The following is a 16,426-nucleotide window of genomic DNA, read 5'->3' on the forward strand; positions in this document are numbered from 1 at the left end:
GCCCCGCGCCTCAGGGGTGGGTGGACGGCGCGAGGAGGCGCTCGAGGTCGTCCTCGAGCTCGGTGGGGATGACGAACAGCAGCTCGTCGCCCGCCTCGAGGGGCTGCTCGGCGTCGGGCGTGTAGACCTGGCCGTCGCGCAGGATCGTGACGAGGGCACAGTTGTCGGGGAACGGCACGAGCCCCGACGGGGTGCCGACGTACGGCGAGTCCTCGGGCAGCGTCAGCTCCACGAGGTTCGCCTGGCCCTGGCGGAAGGTGAAGAGCCGCACGAGGTCGCCGACGGCGACGGCCTCCTCGACGAGCGCCGACATGATGCGCGGCGTCGAGACGCTGACGTCGACGCCCCAGGCCTCGCCGAAGAGCCACTCGTTGTCGGGGTGGTTGACCCGCCCCACGGTGCGCGGCACGGCGAACTCCGTCTTCGCCAGCAGCGACGTGACGAGGTTGGCCTTGTCGTCGCCGGTCGCGGCGATGACGACGTCGCACTTGTCGAGCCGGGCCTCCTCGAGCGAGGACAGCTCGCAGCAGTCGGCGAGCAGCCACTCGGCCTCCGCCACCCGCTCCGGGCGGATCGCCTCGGCGGACTTGTCGATGAGGAGGACCTCGTGGCCGTTCTGGATGAGCTCGGCCGCGATGGAGCGCCCGACGGCGCCCGCTCCGGCGATGGCGACGCGCATCAGCTCTCCTCCGGGCCGCGGTCGATGGTGCGGTAGGCGTGCGCGGCGTTCTCCTCGCGCATCACCAGGTGGAGGAGGTCGCCCTCCTGGATGACGCTCTCGCGGTGGGGCAGCTCGCCCTCGCCGAGCCGGTCCATCCAGGCGATGCGCGTGCGCGTCTGCTCCTGGAAGGCGACGGTGCGGTGGCCGACCCACGCGCCGGGGGCCGGCACCTGGTCGAGTCGGATGGTGCCGGACGGGTCGCGGAAGTCGGGCTCGGCGCCCGCGGGCAGCAGGCGTCGCAGCACCTGGTCGGCCGTCCACTTCACCGTGGCGACGGTGGTGATGCCGAGCCGCTGGTAGACCTCGGCGCGCCCGGGGTCGTAGATGCGGGCCACGACCTGCTCGAGCCCGAAGGACTCGCGCGCGACGCGCGCCGCGATGATGTTGGAGTTGTCGCCGCTCGAGACCGCGGCGAACGCGTCGGCGCGCTTGATGCCCGCCTTGACGAGCACCTTGCGGTCGAAGCCGACGCCGGTGATCTTGTCACCGTTGAACTCGGGCCCGAGCCGCCGGAACGCCTCGGACGCGACGTCGATGATCGACACCGTGTGGTTGCGGTCCTCGAGGCTGCGCGCCAGCGTGGAACCGACGCGGCCGCAGCCCATGATCACGACATGCACGTGCGGAACGGTAGCCCAGCAGCGGTCCGTGTGGTGGATCACCGCCGCTGGCACCCGTGCGCCGTCTCCGACGCGTACCATCGCGCCTCGTGGGTCTTGCCGACGCCTCGAAACGGATCCTGCTGGGGCGCAAGCTCCGCAGCTCCCAGCTCGGGGAAACTCTCCTCCCGAAGCGCATCGCGCTCCCGGTCTTCGCCAGCGACGCGTTGTCGTCGGTCGCCTACGCGCCCGACGAGGTCTTCATCATGCTGTCGATCGCGGGGACGACGTCGTACGTCTTCTCCCCGTGGATCGGTGTCGCGGTCGCCCTGGTGATGACCGCGGTGATCGCGTCGTACCGCCAGACCGTGCACGCCTACCCGAGCGGGGGCGGCGACTACGAGGTGGCGAGCGTCAACCTCGGCCCCGCCGCCGGTACGACGGTGGCGAGCGCCCTGCTCGTCGACTACGTGCTCACCGTGGCGGTGTCGATCTCGTCGGGCTCGCAGTACGCCGCGGCGGCGATCCCGTTCCTGTCGGGGCACGAGGTGCTCTTCGCCTCCGCGCTCGTCGTCGTGCTCATGGCGCTCAACCTGCGGGGCATCCGGGAGTCGGGCAGCTACTTCGCCGTGCCGACCTACCTCTTCATGGTCGCGATCATCGGCATGGCGGTCTACGGTGGCTACCGGTGGGCGGTCGGCACGCTGCCCGAGGTGGAGAGCGCCGCGCTCGACGTCGTCCCCCGCGAGGGCTTCGAGGGCCCGCTGACCCAGTTCGCCATGGTCTTCCTGCTGGCACGGGCCTTCTCCTCGGGCTGCGCGGCGCTGACCGGCGTCGAGGCGATCTCCAACGGCGTCCCGGCGTTCACGCGGCCCAAGAGCCGCAACGCGGCCTCGACGCTGCTCATGCTCGGCATGATCGCGGTGACGATGATGCTGTCGGTCATCCTGCTCGCCCGGGAGATGGGCATCCGCTACGTCGACCCCCACGAGCTCGACCGCCTCCGCACGGCGGCGGGGGACCCGATGCCCGACGGCTACGACCAGCACACGGTCATCGCCCAGATCGCGGGTGCGCTCTTCGCCGACTTCCCGCCGGGCTTCTACTTCGTCGTGACGATGACCGGCGTCATCCTCGTGCTCGCGGCCAACACGGCCTTCAACGGCTTCCCGGTGCTCGGCTCCATCCTCGCGAAGGACGGCTTCGCCCCGCGCGCGCTCGGCTCCCGCGGCGACCGTCTCGCCTACAGCAACGGCATCGTCTTCCTGGCCGTCATGGCGATCGTGCTCATCGTCGCGTTCGACGCCCAGACCACCAAGCTGATCCAGCTCTACATCGTGGGCGTCTTCGTGTCGTTCAACCTGAGCCAGCTCGGCATGATCCGCCACTGGACGCGCCACCTCGCCACGGAGAAGGACCCCGGTCGCCGGCGCACGATGCAGCGGTCGCGGCTGATCAACGCGATCGGCCTGGCGTTCACGGCGGTGGTCCTCGTCGTCGTGCTGCTCACCAAATTCCTCGAGGGCGCCTGGATCACGATCCTGGCGATGACCGCGGCGTACTTCCTCATGCGCTCCATCCGGCGCCACTACGACCGGGTGGCGACGGAGATCGCGGCCGAGGAGACCGACAAGGTCCTCCCCACCCGCGTCCACGCGATCGTGCTCGTCTCCAAGCTGCACAAGCCGACGCTCCGCGCGCTCGCCTACGCCAAGGCCTCGCGCCCCAACGTGCTCGAGGCAGTCTGCGTGTCCACCGACCCGGCGGAGACCGACCGGCTGCTGGCCGCCTGGGACGAGCGCCGCATCGACGTGCCGCTCAAGGTGCTCTACTCGCCCTACCGCGAGCTCATCAAGCCCATCGTCGACTACGCGGTGGAGATCCGGCAGGCCAACCCGCGCGGTGTCGTGGCGGTCTACATCCCGGAGTACGTCGTGGGTCGCTGGTGGGAGCAGCTGCTCCACAACCAGAGCGCGCTGCGCCTCAAGGGCCGCCTGCTCTTCACGCCCGGCGTGATGGTGACGTCGGTGCCCTTCCAGCTCCAGTCCTCGGCCGTCGCGCTCGAGCGGGAGGACCGCCAGCTCACCCGCGTGCGTCCCGGCGACCTCCGTCGGGGTCGCGTGACGAGCGAGGAGGCGCCCGACCGGGTGCGTCCCCGCTCGCCGAGGCAGCGGTGAGCCGCCCCGACCACCGCCGTCGTCCCGGTCCCCAGCGGGGCCGCGGCACCCGCAGCCGCGCGCCGCGCGGACGCTCGCGCGTGGGGGAGCGGTACGACGCGGACATCGGGCCCGTCGCCCACGGCGGCCACTGCGTCGCGCGCGTGGCCGTCGCCGGGGAGGAGCGGCCCCGGGTCGTGTTCGTGCGCCACGGCATCCCGGGCGAGCGCGTCGTCCTCGAGATCACGGAGGGCTCCGACGGCGACCGCTTCTGGCGCGCGGCGACGTGGTCGAGGTGCGCGAGGCCTCGCCCCACCGCGTCGTCGCCCCCTGCCCGGTCGCGGGTCCGGGCCTGTGCGGCGGCTGCGACTTCCAGCACGTCGACCTCGCCCACCAGCGCACCCTGAAGACGGCGGTCGTGGCCGAGCAGCTGCAGCGCCTCGCCGAGGTCACCTGGGACGGCGAGGTGCAGCCCGTCGCGGGGGACCTCCCCGAACAGCTGGCCGGCCTGCGCTGGCGCACCCGGGTCCGTTACGTCGCGCTGCCCGGGGGAGGGCGCGGGATGCGCCGCCACCGGTCGCACGACGTCGTGCCCGTCGACGAGTGCCTCATCGCCCACCCGGACGCCCGGGAGCCGCACCCCGGCACGACCACCGAGCACGTCGCGGTGGCCGGCCCGGGGGCCGTCACCGGGGAGCACGCCTTCGCCGTCGCGACCGACGGGTTCTGGCAGGTGCACCCCGGCGCGCCCGGCACCCTCGTCGCGACGGTGCTCGAGCTGCTGCAGCCGCAGGCGGGGGAGACCGCGCTCGACCTGTACGGCGGGGTGGGTCTCTTCGCGCGCTACCTGGCGGACGCGCTCGGGCCCGACGGCTCGGTGCTCAGCGTCGAGGGCGACGCGACCGCGTCGGCCCACGCCGTCGACAACCTGCGCGCGGCACCCGGGCGGGTGCGCGCCGTACGGGGGGACGTGGCGACCGTGCTCGCCGACGGCGACGCGACGCTCCCCGCGCTGGCCGCACCCGATCTCGTCGTGCTCGACCCGCCCCGCGAGGGGGCCGGCCGAGCGGTCGTCGACGAGCTGGTGCGGCGCGCTCCGCGTGCGGTGGCGTACGTCGCGTGCGACCCCGCCGCGCTGGGCCGGGACGTCGGACTGTTCCGGGCGGCCGGGTGGGAGCTCGTCGAGGTGCGCGGGTTCGACCTCTTCCCGATGACGCAGCACGTCGAGTGCGTCGCGCTGCTGCGCCCGTCGGTCGCTGCGCTCCCGGTGGTGTAACGCGGTGTCCGGGTGTCCATGGAAGTGGTAGACCGCGTGCACAGTGACTCGGACACCGCGTTACACGGGGGTGGACACCGGCCTGCGGGATTTGTCGCTCGACATCGTGTATCTTGACGTCAAGACAAACCGGCCGACGCGTGCACCACGGCACGCCGCCCGGGACCGCGCCAGGTAAGGCGAGCCTTCCTGGGAACGGTTCCCGACCCAGCGGCAAGATGGGTGGGCGCGGCCAACCAGCGGACGAGGAGACGGACTGTGGCAAGTCAGAACAGCTTCGGTGCCAAGAGCACCCTGGACGTGGACGGCACGTCCTACGAGATCTTCCGCCTCGACGCGGTGAAGGGTGAGGGTCTCGACGTCGACTCGCTGCCCTTCTCGCTCAAGGTGCTGCTCGAGAACCTCCTCCGCACGGAGGACGGCGCCAACATCACCGCCGACGACATCAAGGCGTTGGCCGGGTGGGACGAGACGGCCCAGCCCGACAAGGAGATCCAGTTCACGCCGGCGCGCGTCCTCATGCAGGACTTCACCGGCGTGCCCTGCATCGTCGACCTCGCCACGATGCGTGAGGCCATGGCGGAGCTCGGTGGCGACGCCTCCAAGATCAACCCGCTCGCGCCCGCCGAGATGGTCATCGACCACTCCGTGATGGCCGACGTCTTCGGCACCCCCGAGGCGTTCGAGCGCAACGTCGAGATCGAGTACGAGCGCAACCGCGAGCGCTACCAGTTCCTGCGCTGGGGCCAGGGCGCCTTCGACGACTTCAAGGTCGTCCCCCCGGGCACCGGCATCGTCCACCAGGTCAACATCGAGCACCTGGCGCGCACCGTCTTCACCCGCGAGGTCGACGGCGAGCTGCTGGCCTACCCCGACACCTGCGTCGGGACCGACTCCCACACGACGATGGTCAACGGCATCGGCGTCGTCGGCTGGGGCGTCGGCGGCATCGAGGCCGAGGCCGCCATGCTGGGCCAGCCGGTCTCGATGCTCATCCCGCGCGTCGTCGGCTTCAAGCTGTCCGGCGAGCTGCCCGAGGGCTCCACCGCCACCGACCTCGTGCTCACGATCACCGAGATGGTGCGCAAGCACGGTGTGGTCGGCAAGTTCGTCGAGTTCTACGGCCCGGGTGTCGCGGCGCTGCCGCTGGCCAACCGCGCCACCATCGGCAACATGAGCCCCGAGTTCGGCTCGACCATCGCGGTCTTCCCGATCGACGGCGAGACGACGAAGTACCTCGAGCTCACCGGTCGCCCGGCCGAGCAGGTCGCGCTCGTCGAGAAGTACGCCAAGGAGCAGGGCCTCTGGCTCGACCCCGACGCCGAGCCGCGCTACTCGGAGAAGCTCGAGCTCGACCTGGCCACCGTCGTCCCCTCGCTGGCCGGCCCGAAGCGCCCGCAGGACCGCGTCGAGGTCTCGGTCGCCAAGGAGTCGTTCCGCGGCGCGCTCGCGTCGTACGTCGACGAGGACGGTGAGGAGGAGGGCTACGACGAGTCCGTCGCCGAGACCTTCCCGGCCTCCGACCCGGTCACGTCCAACGGTCACGGTGAGGCCGCCCCGCCGCGTGACTACCTGTCGGCCGCGCCGGCCGACGGTGGCCGCCCCAGCAAGCCGGTCAAGGTCACGCTGGAGGACGGCACCGAGTTCACGCTCGACCACGGCGCCGTCACCATCGCGTCCATCACCTCCTGCACCAACACGTCGAACCCGTCGGTGATGATCGGCGCGGCGCTGCTGGCGAAGAAGGCCGTCGAGAAGGGCCTGTCCCGCAAGCCGTGGGTCAAGACGACGCTGGCCCCGGGCTCGCAGGTCGTCAGCGACTACTACGACAAGGCCGGCCTCACGCCGTACCTCGACAAGCTGGGCTTCAACCTCGTCGGCTACGGCTGCGTCACCTGCATCGGCAACTCGGGCCCGCTCATCCCCGAGGTCTCCGCCGCGGTCAACGACAACGACCTCGCCGTCGTCTCGGTGCTCTCGGGCAACCGCAACTTCGAGGGCCGCATCAGCCCCGACATCAAGATGAACTACCTGGCCTCCCCGCCGCTGGTCGTCGCCTACGCGCTGGCCGGCTCGATGGACGTCGACCTGTTCGAGGACTCGCTCGGTGACGACACCGACGGCAACCCGGTCTACCTCAAGGACATCTGGCCCTCGCCGGCCGAGGTCGAGGACACGATCCGCGGCGCCATCAACTCGGACATGTTCGCGGAGTCCTACGCGGACGTCTTCAAGGGCGACGAGCGCTGGCGCTCGCTGCCCACCCCCGAGGGCGACATCTTCACGTGGGACGAGTCGTCGACGTACGTGCGCAAGGCGCCCTACTTCGACGGCATGCCCGACGAGCCGACGCCGGTCACCGACATCGACGGCGCCCGGGTGCTGCTCAAGCTGGGCGACTCGGTCACGACCGACCACATCAGCCCGGCGGGCTCGATCAAGAAGGACTCGCCCGCGGGTCTCTACCTGACCGAGCACGGCGTGCAGCAGCGTGACTTCAACTCCTACGGCTCGCGCCGTGGCAACCACGAGGTCATGATCCGCGGCACCTTCGCCAACATCCGCCTGCGCAACCAGATCGCGCCGGGCACCGAGGGCGGCGTCACCCGCGACTTCACCCAGGACGACGCCCCCGTCACCTCGGTGTACGACGCGTCGGTCAACTACCAGGAGGCCGGCATCCCGCTGGTCGTGCTGGCGGGCAAGGAGTACGGCTCGGGCTCGTCGCGCGACTGGGCGGCCAAGGGCACCTCGCTGCTCGGCGTCAAGGCGGTCATCGCGGAGAGCTACGAGCGCATCCACCGCTCCAACCTCATCGGCATGGGCGTCATCCCGCTGCAGTTCCCCGAGGGCGAGAACGCCGAGAGCCTCGGCCTCACCGGCGAGGAGACCTTCTCCATCACCGGCATCACCGAGCTCAACGAGGGCCGCACGCCCCGGACGGTCAAGGTGAAGGCCGGCGACGTCGAGTTCGACGCCGTCGTCCGCATCGACACCCCGGGCGAGGCGAGCTACTACCGCAACGGCGGCATCATGCAGTTCGTGCTCCGGAGCCTGCTGAAGGGCTGATCTCCCGGTCCCCCCACCGACGGCCCGTCCCCGCACCCGCGGGGGCGGGCCGTCGGCGTACGACGAGGTCGGTCTAGCGCCGCACGCGGTCGACGCCCGCGGTGATGCCCCGGGCCAGTCCGCGCTCGATCCCCTCGACGGGGCCCCGCGACCAGGGCTCCCAGCGCACCAGTCGCGGCCACAGCCACCCGAGCGCCAGCGAGCCCACGATCATCGCGGCCATGAGCCCCCAGGAGTCGTCGCGGAAGCCCGGTTCCCGGTCCTGGACCCACTGGTGGGCCACCAGGATCTGCACCACGTAGGCCGTGAGGGTGATCCGGCCGGCGTCGGCCAGGGGCCGCGCCGCGGCGGGCACCCACGTCGCCGCGAGCCGCACCGCCTGCACGACGGCCACGACGAGCACGACCTCGAAGGTCAGGACGGCCGGGGTCCCCGTGTACGGCGCCATGTCGAGCGTCCCGGCGCGCTGCGCGCCGATCATCCCGGCCGTGACGAGCGCACACCCCGCCAGGCTCGCGACGGTCACCAGCCGCCCGGCGTGCCGGGCGAGCACGATCGCGAGGCACGCGACCACGAGCATCGAGGTCAGGCGGTAGTAGGGGCCGGCGACCGCGAGCTCGAGGAGCCGCGGGTAGAGCCCGTCGGCGGTCTCGCCGGCCATCAGCCGCTCGAACCGCCAGTCGCGGAGCGCGGCGGCGGTGCTCGTCAGCAGCCGCGGCTCCAGCACGTAGAGGGCGACGGCGATGCCGAGCAGCGCCAGGTCGGGCAGCCGGACGAGCACGAGGCACAGCAGGGTCAGCGCGCCCAGCCAGACGAGGACGACCACGATCTGCGCGTCGCTGCGCTCGAGCAGCAGGCCGATGCCGATGAGCGCCGCCGCCCGCACCAGCACGGCGACGACCTCGCCGTGGCGGCCGCGGCCCAGCTGGGCTCCCCACCCGATGAGGAACGCGAAGAGCGGCGCGGTGAGGTACTCGCTGAGGTCGAGGACGCCGCCGGGGCCGCCGCCGGGCGCGAAGTGCGCGACGAACATCGACACGAGGGCCAGCCCGCGGGCCGCGTCGATGCCGAGGTCGCGGGCGCGGCCGGCGGTGGCGGAGTCGGAGCGGGACCCGAGGGGGAGGGGAGCGGTCACTCACCCATCGTCGTGCACGAGCCCGGCCAGCAGGTCCGGATCGGCGATCTCGGGTAGCCGCACGAGGTGGTGGAGGGCGTCGGCGCTGATCCGCGACAGCACGGGCAGCACCTGCTCCCACGCGGCCTGCCGGACGACCGCCCGCACGAGGCGCCGCTGGTGCAGGCGGTCCAGCCGGGGCAGCAGCTCGAACAACCGCGCCCGGGCCTCGAGCCCGAGCAGCGCCATCAGCAGGACGGCCTCGTCGGCGCGGTCGTGCTCGCCCGCGGCGGTGAGGATCCGCTCCAGGGTCGCGTCCGGCAGCCCGGCCAGCACCTCGTCGAGCGCCGCCGGGTCCTCGGCGTGGACGGCGATCTCGAGGATCGCCAGCCCGGGGGCGTCCCGGACCACCTCGACGCTGGCGTCGGCGGGCATGACGCCGACGAAGCCGCCGAGGGTCAGGTGGTCGCCGTTCGCGAGCATGCGCCGGCCGACGGCGACGAGGAGGTCTGCGGGCAGGCCCGTCACGATCGCGGTCGCCCGGGTCGGCTCGAGGTGGCCGGTCAGCTCCGCCAGGAAGTCGGGCGAGATCCGCTCGGCGAGCCGCGAGGCCTCATCGGGCTCCATCACGGAGGCCGTGCGGGCCGAGACGAGGGGGCCGAGCGCCGTCTCGGCGGCCTTGGCCGCCACCGCGACGGGGAGGAAGCGGGTGATGCCGGCGAGGCGCGCGAACCGTCCGGCCTGGCGGGCGTGCCGGGCCGCGTCGACGCTGCGACGCAGGTGGGTGACCTCCGCGGGGGACAGCGCGGCCAGGAAGTCCAGGTCGGAGGCGTCCGCGGGCACCTGCAGGGCGTGCTTGAGCTTGGCGACCTCGACCACCGACCGGCCGGCGTTCACGAGGACGCCCCGGTGGCCGCGGACGGCTCCGCCGCCCCGTCCCGCGGGAACAGCGTCGCGGCGACCCGCCGCCGCAACGGCGCGGGGACCAGACGTACGGCGTCGCGCATCCCGCGGCGTACCTCGAGGTCCTCGCGGTGCTGCGCCATGGCGACCGCCGTGTCGAGGGCGTCCAGCTGCGCGTCGTCGAACCGGCCGAGGTAGGCGAGGTCGTCGGGAGCCAGCCCGAGGCGCTCGGCCACCCGCTCGAGCGGCGGAGGCGCGTTCACGATGCCTGCAGCAGGGCGGTCAGGCGGTCGTCGCCGTCGTCGTGCCGCTCCAGCCACCTCCGCACGTCGGCGTCGGCCAGTGCCGGCGCGCCCCGCAGGGCGGCGAGGTGCTCCTCGTCGAGCGCGTGGAGCACCCGCAGCAGCGTCGGGGCGAGGTCGAGCTCCCGGCCGGTGCGCAGCACGGCGTCGAGCACGGTCGGGTCCGTCGTGGCGGGCACGTTGACCAGGGCGCGCAGCGCTCCGTCGTCGAGGGCGCCCAGCGCGGGGAGGAGCTCGCGCCAGGCGTCGATCTCCGCCACGGCGGCCAGGAAGCCCGCGGCGCGGTCCGCGGGGAGACCGGCGACGACGCCGACCACGCGAGCGCGCGCCCTCGGGTCCAACGAGGTGACCAGGGTGAGGGCGTCGAGGTGCGCGTCGGTGGCGTGCGCGTGCTCCACGACGGCGACGAGGACGTCGTCGTCGAGCCCGTCCACGAGGGCCGGGAGCACCGAGCGGTCGTCGGCGAAGAGCGCGGCGCGCAGCAGGTCGCCCGGGTCGGCGCCGTCGACGACGGCGAGGGCCGACGCCGTCGGCACCACGGACACGAAGCGTCCGAGCACCACGTGCTCGCCGCGCTCCAGCAGGAGGCGGCCGATCTGCGCCACGAGCTCCACGTCGAGGTCCGCGACGATGCCGCGCACCCGGTCGGGGTCGAGGGTGAGGCACACCTCCGCCAGGAAGTCGGCGGGCAGCCGCCGCGCGAGGCGCACGGCCTCGGTCGGCGGCAGCGAGCCGGCGATGCGGGCGCTGACGAGGGGCCCGACCGCGTGCTGTGCCGCGCGGGCGGCGATGGCGACCGGCACGAGGGAGCTGAGGTGGGCGATGCGGGCGAACCGGTCGGCGTGCCGGGCGAAGAGCCGCTCGGCCACGTCGGTGCGGAACCGGCGGAGGTCGTCGGGGTCCGCGTCGGCGAGGAAGGCGACCTCGTCCAGGCCGAGGTCGAGCTCGTGGGCGAGCTTGGTGAGCTCGATGCGGGCGGCGAGCCGGGTGGCGGCGTTGCCGCCCCGGGGTGCGTCGCGGGCGGCGGTCTCAGCCACGGTCGGTCCCGAACACGAGCGCCCGGGCCCGGCCCCGGAGCGGTCGGGGCACGAAGCGCACGGCCTCCTCGAGCCCGTCGGCCACGGCGCGGTCCTCCGCACGGATCGCGAGGCTGATCGCGTCGTCGAGCACGGTCAGGTCGGCCTCGTCGTAGGCCTCGAGGAGCGCGAGCCGCTCGACGGGCAGGTCGAGCCTCCGGGCCATCGACGTGAGCACGGGTCGTGACATGCGCCTCACCCTACTCGCGGGTCACTTCGCTGCGGGAGATGCTGGGGACATGACCACCGTGATCCCGACCCCCCGCCCGGTCCCCGCACGCTCCGGACGGGCCGCCTGATGCTCGTTGCGTTCTCCGTCGCCCCCAGCGGCACCGGCCGGGACGACGCGTCCGTCGCCGACGCGGTCGCCGACGCCGTGCGCGTGGTGCGCGAGTCGGGGCTCCCGCACCGCACCGATGCCATGTTCACCACGATCGAGGGTCCGGACTGGGACACCGTGATGGACGTCGTCAAGCGCGCCACCGAGGCCGTCCAGGCCCACGGGACCCGGGTGTCCCTCGTGCTCAAGGCCGACATCCGTCCGGGCCACGAGGGCGAGCTCGACGGCAAGGTCCGGCGCGTCGAGGAGCGGCTGGCCGACGGGGGCTCCACCCGGTGACGCGGCCGTCCTCCCCGCTCGACGTCGTCGAGGTGCCCGGACACGGGGCCGAGGACGTGCTGGTCGCCACCGCCGGACCCCACGAGGGGTCGGTCTTCACGGGCACCGAGGACGGGGCGGTGCTCCGGGTCGCCCACGACGGTCGCCGGGTGACGCGCGTCGGGCACACGGGCGGGCGTCCGCTCGGCCTCGAGGAGCTGCCCGACGGACGGCTCCTCGTCTGCGACGCCCACCGTGGCCTCCTGGCCCTGGACCCCGCCACCGGCGCGGTCGAGACGCTGCTCACCGAGGTCGACGGCGTGCCGATGCGCTTCTGCAACAACGCGGCCGTCGCGCCCGACGGCACGGTCTTCTTCTCGGACTCCTCGACCCGGCACGGGATCGCGGAGTGGAAGCACGACTTCGTGCGCCTGACCCGCACGGGCCGGCTCCTCCGCCGCGACCCCGACGGCACCGTCACCGTCCTCCTGGACGGGCTCGCCTTCGCGAACGGGGTCGCCCTCGCCCCGGACGCCTCCTGGGTCGCCGTGGCCGAGACGGCCGCCCGCACCGTCGTGCGGCTCTGGCTCACCGGCCCGCGGGCGGGGGAGCGCGACCTCCTGGCCGAGGACCTGCCGGGCTACCCCGACAACATCGCCCGCGGCTCCGACGGCCTCGTCTGGCTCGCGCTCGCGAGCCCGCGGGACCCGGTCGTGGAGCGGCTGCAGCGGGCGCCGCTGTGGGTACGTCGCGCGGCCACCTCCCTGCCGGAGGCCGTGCAGCCCGCGCCGAAGCGCGTGGTCCACGTCCGCGCGGTCGACGCGGACGGCCGGGTGGTGCACGACCTCGACGTCGACGACCCGGCGGCCCGTCGGGCGTTCCACATGGTCACCGGCGTGCGGGAGCACGAGGGCACCGTCTGGCTGGGCAGCCTGCACGAAGCCGCCGTCGCCCGGCTCCGACCAGACCGCGGCTAGAGTGGCCGGACGCCTCGGGGCCGGTCGGGCCGGCCTCCGGCCGCACGGGCACCACGCCAACGAGAGGACCGCACGCATGGGACACCTGGAGTCGATCACGACGCCGGAGCACCTGCGTGACCTCTCGACCGCCGAGCTGACGGACCTGGCCGGGGAGATCCGCGACCTGCTCGTCGCCACCTGCGCGCGCACCGGCGGCCACCTCGGCCCCAACCTCGGCGTCGTCGAGCTCACGCTGGCGATCCACCGCACCTTCGCCTCGCCGCACGACCGGGTCGTCTTCGACACCGGCCACCAGACCTACGTGCACAAGCTGCTCACGGGGCGTGCTGCGACCTTCGACTCGCTCCGCCAGGAGGGTGGCCTGTCGGGCTACCCGAGCGCGGCGGAGTCACCCCACGACATCGTGGAGAACTCGCACGCGTCGACGGCGCTCAGCTACGCCGACGGCCTGGCGAAGGCCTACGCGCTCCAGGGCGCCGACCGCCACGTGGTCGCGGTCATCGGCGACGGCGCGCTCACCGGTGGCATGGCCTGGGAGGCGCTCAACAACATCGCGATCGCGCCGAACAGCCGGCTCGTCATCGTGGTCAACGACAACGGGCGGTCCTACACGCCGACCATCGGCGGCCTGGCCACGGCACTGACGGCGCTGCGCACCAGCCCGCGCTACGAGAACGTGCTCGACCTCGTCAAGCGTCGGCTCACCGCGGTCCCGGGGGTCGGGCCCGCGGCGTACGACACCCTCCACGCCATCAAGAAGGGGCTCAAGGACGCGATCGCGCCGCAGGGCCTCTTCGAGGACCTCGGTCTGAAGTACGTCGGGCCGGTCGACGGCCACGACCTCGAGGCCCTCGAGCACGCGCTGGCGCAAGCCAAGCGGTTCGACGGCCCCGTCATCGTGCACGCGCTGACGAACAAGGGGCAGGGGTACGAGGCGGCGCTGCGCCACGAGGCCGACCAGTTCCACGCGCCCGGTCCGTTCGACGTCGGCACCGGCGTCGAGAAGCCGAAGGGCCGCGGCTGGACCGACGTCTTCTCCGAGGAGATCGTGCGCCTCGGCGAGCAGCGTCCCGACCTCGTCGGCATCACCGCGGCGATGCTCCACCCCGTGGGCCTGCAGGCCTTCGCCGAGCGCTTCCCCGACCGCACCTTCGACGTCGGCATCGCCGAGCAGCACGCGGCGACGTCCGCCGCCGGCCTGGCCCTGGCGGGCATGCACCCCGTGGTGGCGGTCTACGCGACCTTCCTCAACCGCGCCTTCGACCAGGTGCTCATGGACGTCGCGCTGCACCGCTGCGGGGTCACCTTCGTGCTCGACCGCTCCGGCGTGACGGGCGACGACGGTGCGAGCCACAACGGCATGTGGGACATGTCGGTGCTCCAGGTCGTGCCCGGGCTCCGGCTCGCCGCGCCGCGGGACGCCACCCGGCTCGCCGAGCTCCTCGCGGAGGCCGTCGAGGTCGACGACGCCCCCACCGTCGTGCGCTACCCGAAGGGTCCGCCGCCGGCCGACATCCCGACCGTCGAGACCGTCGACGGCGTCGACGTGCTGCACCGCAGCGCGAGCCAGGACATCCTGCTCGTGGCCGTCGGCGCCATGGCCACGACGGCCATGGACGTCGCCGCCCGGCTCGAGGCCCAGGGCATCGGCGTGACGGTCGTCGACCCCCGCTGGGTCATCCCGGTGGCACCGGCGCTCGTCGACCTCGCCCGCGACCACCGCCTCGTGGTGAGCGTGGAGGACAACGGCCGCCAGGGCGGCTGCGGGGCGTCGCTCCTGAGCGCGCTCAACGACGCGCGGGTGACGACCCCCGTGCGGGTGCACGGCATCCCCCAGGAGTTCCTGGCCCACGCCAAGCGGGCCGCGATCCTGGAGCAGGTGGGCCTGGACGCGCAGACGCTCGCCCGGTCGTGCGTCGAGGAGATCACGGCGCTGGCCGACCACAGCCGCCTCCTCGACGTCGACCGCACCGGCTGAGGCCGGCGCCGGGGAGCGCGCCCGCGGCCGGTCCGGCCGGGTCCCGTGCGGCGCGTCGCGGCCGCGACGAGCCCGGGGTCACCACCCGCGTCGTACGGTCCCTCCTGTGAACGTCCTGCGCACCAAGTCCGTCGAACGGTCGATCGCCGACACCGAGGAGCCGGAGCACCGGCTCAAGAAGAACCTGACCGCGCTCGACCTCACGGTCTTCGGCGTGGGCGTCATCATCGGCGCGGGCATCTTCGTCTACACGGGCCAGGTGGCGGCCAGCAACGCCGGGCCCGCCATCGCGATCTCCTTCGCCATCGCGGGCCTCGCGTGCGCGCTGGCGGCGCTCTGCTACGCCGAGTTCGCCTCCACGGTGCCGGTCGCGGGCAGTGCCTACACGTTCAGCTACGCCACGTTCGGCGAGCTGGTCGCGTGGATCATCGGCTGGGACCTGGCGCTGGAGTTCACCGTGGGCGCCGCTGCGCTCTCGGTGGGCTTCTCCGGCTACCTCCAGGCGGTGCTCGAGGGCACGCCGTTCGCGATCCCCGACCAGATCGCCTCGGTCGAGTCCGGCGTGGTGAACCTGCCGGCGATCGTGATCTCGCTGCTGGTGATGGTCGTGCTCATCGGGGGCGTCAAGCTGTCGAGCCGCATCAACCAGGTCGTCGTCGCCATCAAGCTCGCGGTCGTCGCCATCGTCATCGTCATGGGCATCGGGTACGTGAAGCTGTCGAACTACACGCCCTTCATCCCGGAGTCGAAGCCCCCGGCGAGCGAGGGGGGCGGGGACTTCTGGTCGTCCACCCTCATCTCGTCGATCTTCGGCCTGGAGCCCGCGGTGTACGGCGTGGCCGGCGTCGTGGCCGGCGCCTCGATCGTGTTCTTCGCGTTCATCGGGTTCGACGTCGTCGCGACGACGGCCGAGGAGACGAAGAACCCGCAGCGCAACGTGCCGATCGGCATCCTGAGCTCGCTCGCCATCGTCACGGGCCTCTACATCGCGGTCAGCCTCATCATCACCGGCATGCAGAGCTACGACGAGATCGACCCGACGGACGCGGCCCCGCTCGCGACGGCGTTCGACGCGGTCGGCCAGGACTGGATCGGCGACGTCATCGCGATCGGTGCCTGCATCGGCCTCACGGTCGTCGTGATGATCCTGATGATGGGCCAGACGCGGGTCGCGTTCGCCATGGCGCGCGACGGCCTGCTCCCGCCGGTGCTGAGCAAGGTGCACCCGACGTACGGCACGCCGTACGTCATCACGATCATCGCGGGCGTCGGCGTCGCGGTCATGAGCGGCTTCGTGCCCTTCGCGACGCTCGGCCACCTCGTGAGCATCGGCACGCTGTTCGCCTTCGTGCTGGTGAGCATCGGGGTCGTCGTGCTGCGCCGCACCCGTCCCGACCTGCCCCGCGCCTTCCGGGCGCCCGCCGTCACGCTCGTCGCGACGCTCTCGGTGCTGCTGTGCGGCTACCTCATGCTCAACCTCACCGGTGAGACCTGGGTGCGCTTCGGCGTGTGGATGCTCATCGGCGTGGTCGTCTACTTCGCCTACGGCGTGCGCCGCAGCAACCTGGCGCGCGAGGAATCGGGCGAGAAGGCCGTCCCAGGTCGCTGACCTCGTCGGGGAACAACGGCGGGGCCCACTACGGTTGTGCCCTGC

Annotated in this window: 14 protein-coding genes; 7 read left to right on the top strand and 7 right to left on the bottom strand. The window is 72.8% G+C overall.

The genetic code is table 11. The features are described 5' to 3' along the window. Window positions 1–10: 10 nt before the first annotated feature. Window positions 11–679, bottom strand: coding sequence for a potassium channel family protein (locus tag QE405_RS06275; protein ID WP_307199350.1), 669 nt, complete (start codon window positions 677–679; stop codon window positions 11–13). After that, window positions 679–1,341, bottom strand: a complete 663-nt coding sequence (locus QE405_RS06280) for a potassium channel family protein (protein ID WP_307199351.1) — start codon at window positions 1,339–1,341, stop codon at window positions 679–681. The genes QE405_RS06275 and QE405_RS06280 overlap by 1 nt, the downstream gene beginning before the upstream one ends. An 89-nt stretch (window positions 1,342–1,430) precedes the next feature. Here QE405_RS06280 and QE405_RS06285 point away from each other — a divergent pair, with 89 nt between their 5' ends. The 3 genes from QE405_RS06285 (at window position 1,431) to QE405_RS06295 (ending at window position 7,821) form a co-directional block, all read left to right on the top strand. Beyond that, complete coding sequence (locus QE405_RS06285; RefSeq protein WP_307199352.1) at window positions 1,431–3,497, top strand: APC family permease; 2,067 nt, start codon at window positions 1,431–1,433, stop codon at window positions 3,495–3,497. 274 nt (window positions 3,498–3,771) lie between these two features. Continuing rightward, window positions 3,772–4,752 carry a class I SAM-dependent RNA methyltransferase gene (locus tag QE405_RS06290; RefSeq protein ID WP_307199353.1) on the top strand — a complete coding sequence of 327 codons (981 nt, stop codon included), beginning with the start codon at window positions 3,772–3,774 and terminating at the stop codon, window positions 4,750–4,752. 258 nt (window positions 4,753–5,010) lie between these two features. Further along, window positions 5,011–7,821, top strand: a complete 2,811-nt coding sequence (locus QE405_RS06295) for an aconitate hydratase (RefSeq protein ID WP_307199354.1) — start codon at window positions 5,011–5,013, stop codon at window positions 7,819–7,821. Window positions 7,822–7,894: 73 nt separating this feature from the next. Here the strand turns inward: QE405_RS06295 and QE405_RS06300 are convergent, their stop codons facing one another. The 5 genes from QE405_RS06300 to QE405_RS06320 are packed head-to-tail and all read right to left on the bottom strand — an operon-like array spanning window position 7,895 to window position 11,406. Next, window positions 7,895–8,956 (bottom strand): heparan-alpha-glucosaminide N-acetyltransferase domain-containing protein, encoded by a 1,062-nt coding sequence (locus tag QE405_RS06300; protein WP_307199355.1) that lies wholly within the window; start codon window positions 8,954–8,956, stop codon window positions 7,895–7,897. Continuing rightward, window positions 8,957–9,832, bottom strand: a complete 876-nt coding sequence (locus tag QE405_RS06305; protein WP_307199356.1) for a hypothetical protein — start codon at window positions 9,830–9,832, stop codon at window positions 8,957–8,959. Beyond that, window positions 9,829–10,101, bottom strand: a complete 273-nt coding sequence (locus tag QE405_RS06310) for a hypothetical protein (protein WP_307199357.1) — start codon at window positions 10,099–10,101, stop codon at window positions 9,829–9,831. The genes QE405_RS06305 and QE405_RS06310 overlap by 4 nt, the downstream gene beginning before the upstream one ends. Then, a complete protein-coding gene (locus QE405_RS06315) occupies window positions 10,098–11,177 on the bottom strand; it encodes a hypothetical protein (RefSeq protein ID WP_307199358.1) in 1,080 nt (359 codons plus the stop codon). The genes QE405_RS06310 and QE405_RS06315 overlap by 4 nt, the downstream gene beginning before the upstream one ends. Next, window positions 11,170–11,406, bottom strand: a complete 237-nt coding sequence (locus QE405_RS06320) for a hypothetical protein (protein ID WP_307199359.1) — start codon at window positions 11,404–11,406, stop codon at window positions 11,170–11,172. Before QE405_RS06320 ends, QE405_RS06315 begins: the two co-directional genes overlap by 8 nt. A gap of 108 nt (window positions 11,407–11,514) precedes the next feature. On the opposite strand from QE405_RS06320, the gene QE405_RS06325 reads away from it, so the two are divergent. The 4 genes from QE405_RS06325 (at window position 11,515) to QE405_RS06340 (ending at window position 16,381) form a co-directional block, all read left to right on the top strand. Then, the gene (locus QE405_RS06325; RefSeq protein ID WP_307199360.1) at window positions 11,515–11,835 is read left to right on the top strand and encodes an MTH1187 family thiamine-binding protein; all 321 of its coding nucleotides are present in this window, start codon (window positions 11,515–11,517) and stop codon (window positions 11,833–11,835) included. Next, entirely contained in the window at window positions 11,832–12,791 is a 960-nt protein-coding gene (locus QE405_RS06330) for an SMP-30/gluconolactonase/LRE family protein (protein WP_307199361.1), read from the top strand. The genes QE405_RS06325 and QE405_RS06330 overlap by 4 nt, the downstream gene beginning before the upstream one ends. A gap of 76 nt (window positions 12,792–12,867) precedes the next feature. After that, entirely contained in the window at window positions 12,868–14,772 is a 1,905-nt protein-coding gene (gene dxs, locus QE405_RS06335; protein ID WP_307199362.1) for a 1-deoxy-D-xylulose-5-phosphate synthase, read from the top strand. 106 nt (window positions 14,773–14,878) lie between these two features. Further along, complete coding sequence (locus tag QE405_RS06340) at window positions 14,879–16,381, top strand: amino acid permease (RefSeq protein WP_307199363.1); 1,503 nt, start codon at window positions 14,879–14,881, stop codon at window positions 16,379–16,381. Window positions 16,382–16,426: the final 45 nt, after the last annotated feature.

Origin of the sequence: Nocardioides zeae, from assembly GCF_030818655.1 — a bacterium.
Taxonomy (GTDB): Bacteria; Actinomycetota; Actinomycetes; order Propionibacteriales; family Nocardioidaceae; genus Nocardioides; species Nocardioides zeae_A.

Coding starts and splice junctions, on each gene's coding strand:
- QE405_RS06325 (WP_307199360.1), top strand. CDS start 11,515: ATGCTCGTTGCGTTCTCCGTCGCCCCCAGCGGCACCGGCCGGGACGAC.
- dxs (WP_307199362.1), top strand. CDS start 12,868: ATGGGACACCTGGAGTCGATCACGACGCCGGAGCACCTGCGTGACCTC.
- QE405_RS06320 (WP_307199359.1), bottom strand. CDS start 11,406: ATGTCACGACCCGTGCTCACGTCGATGGCCCGGAGGCTCGACCTGCCC.
- QE405_RS06275 (WP_307199350.1), bottom strand. CDS start 679: ATGCGCGTCGCCATCGCCGGAGCGGGCGCCGTCGGGCGCTCCATCGCG.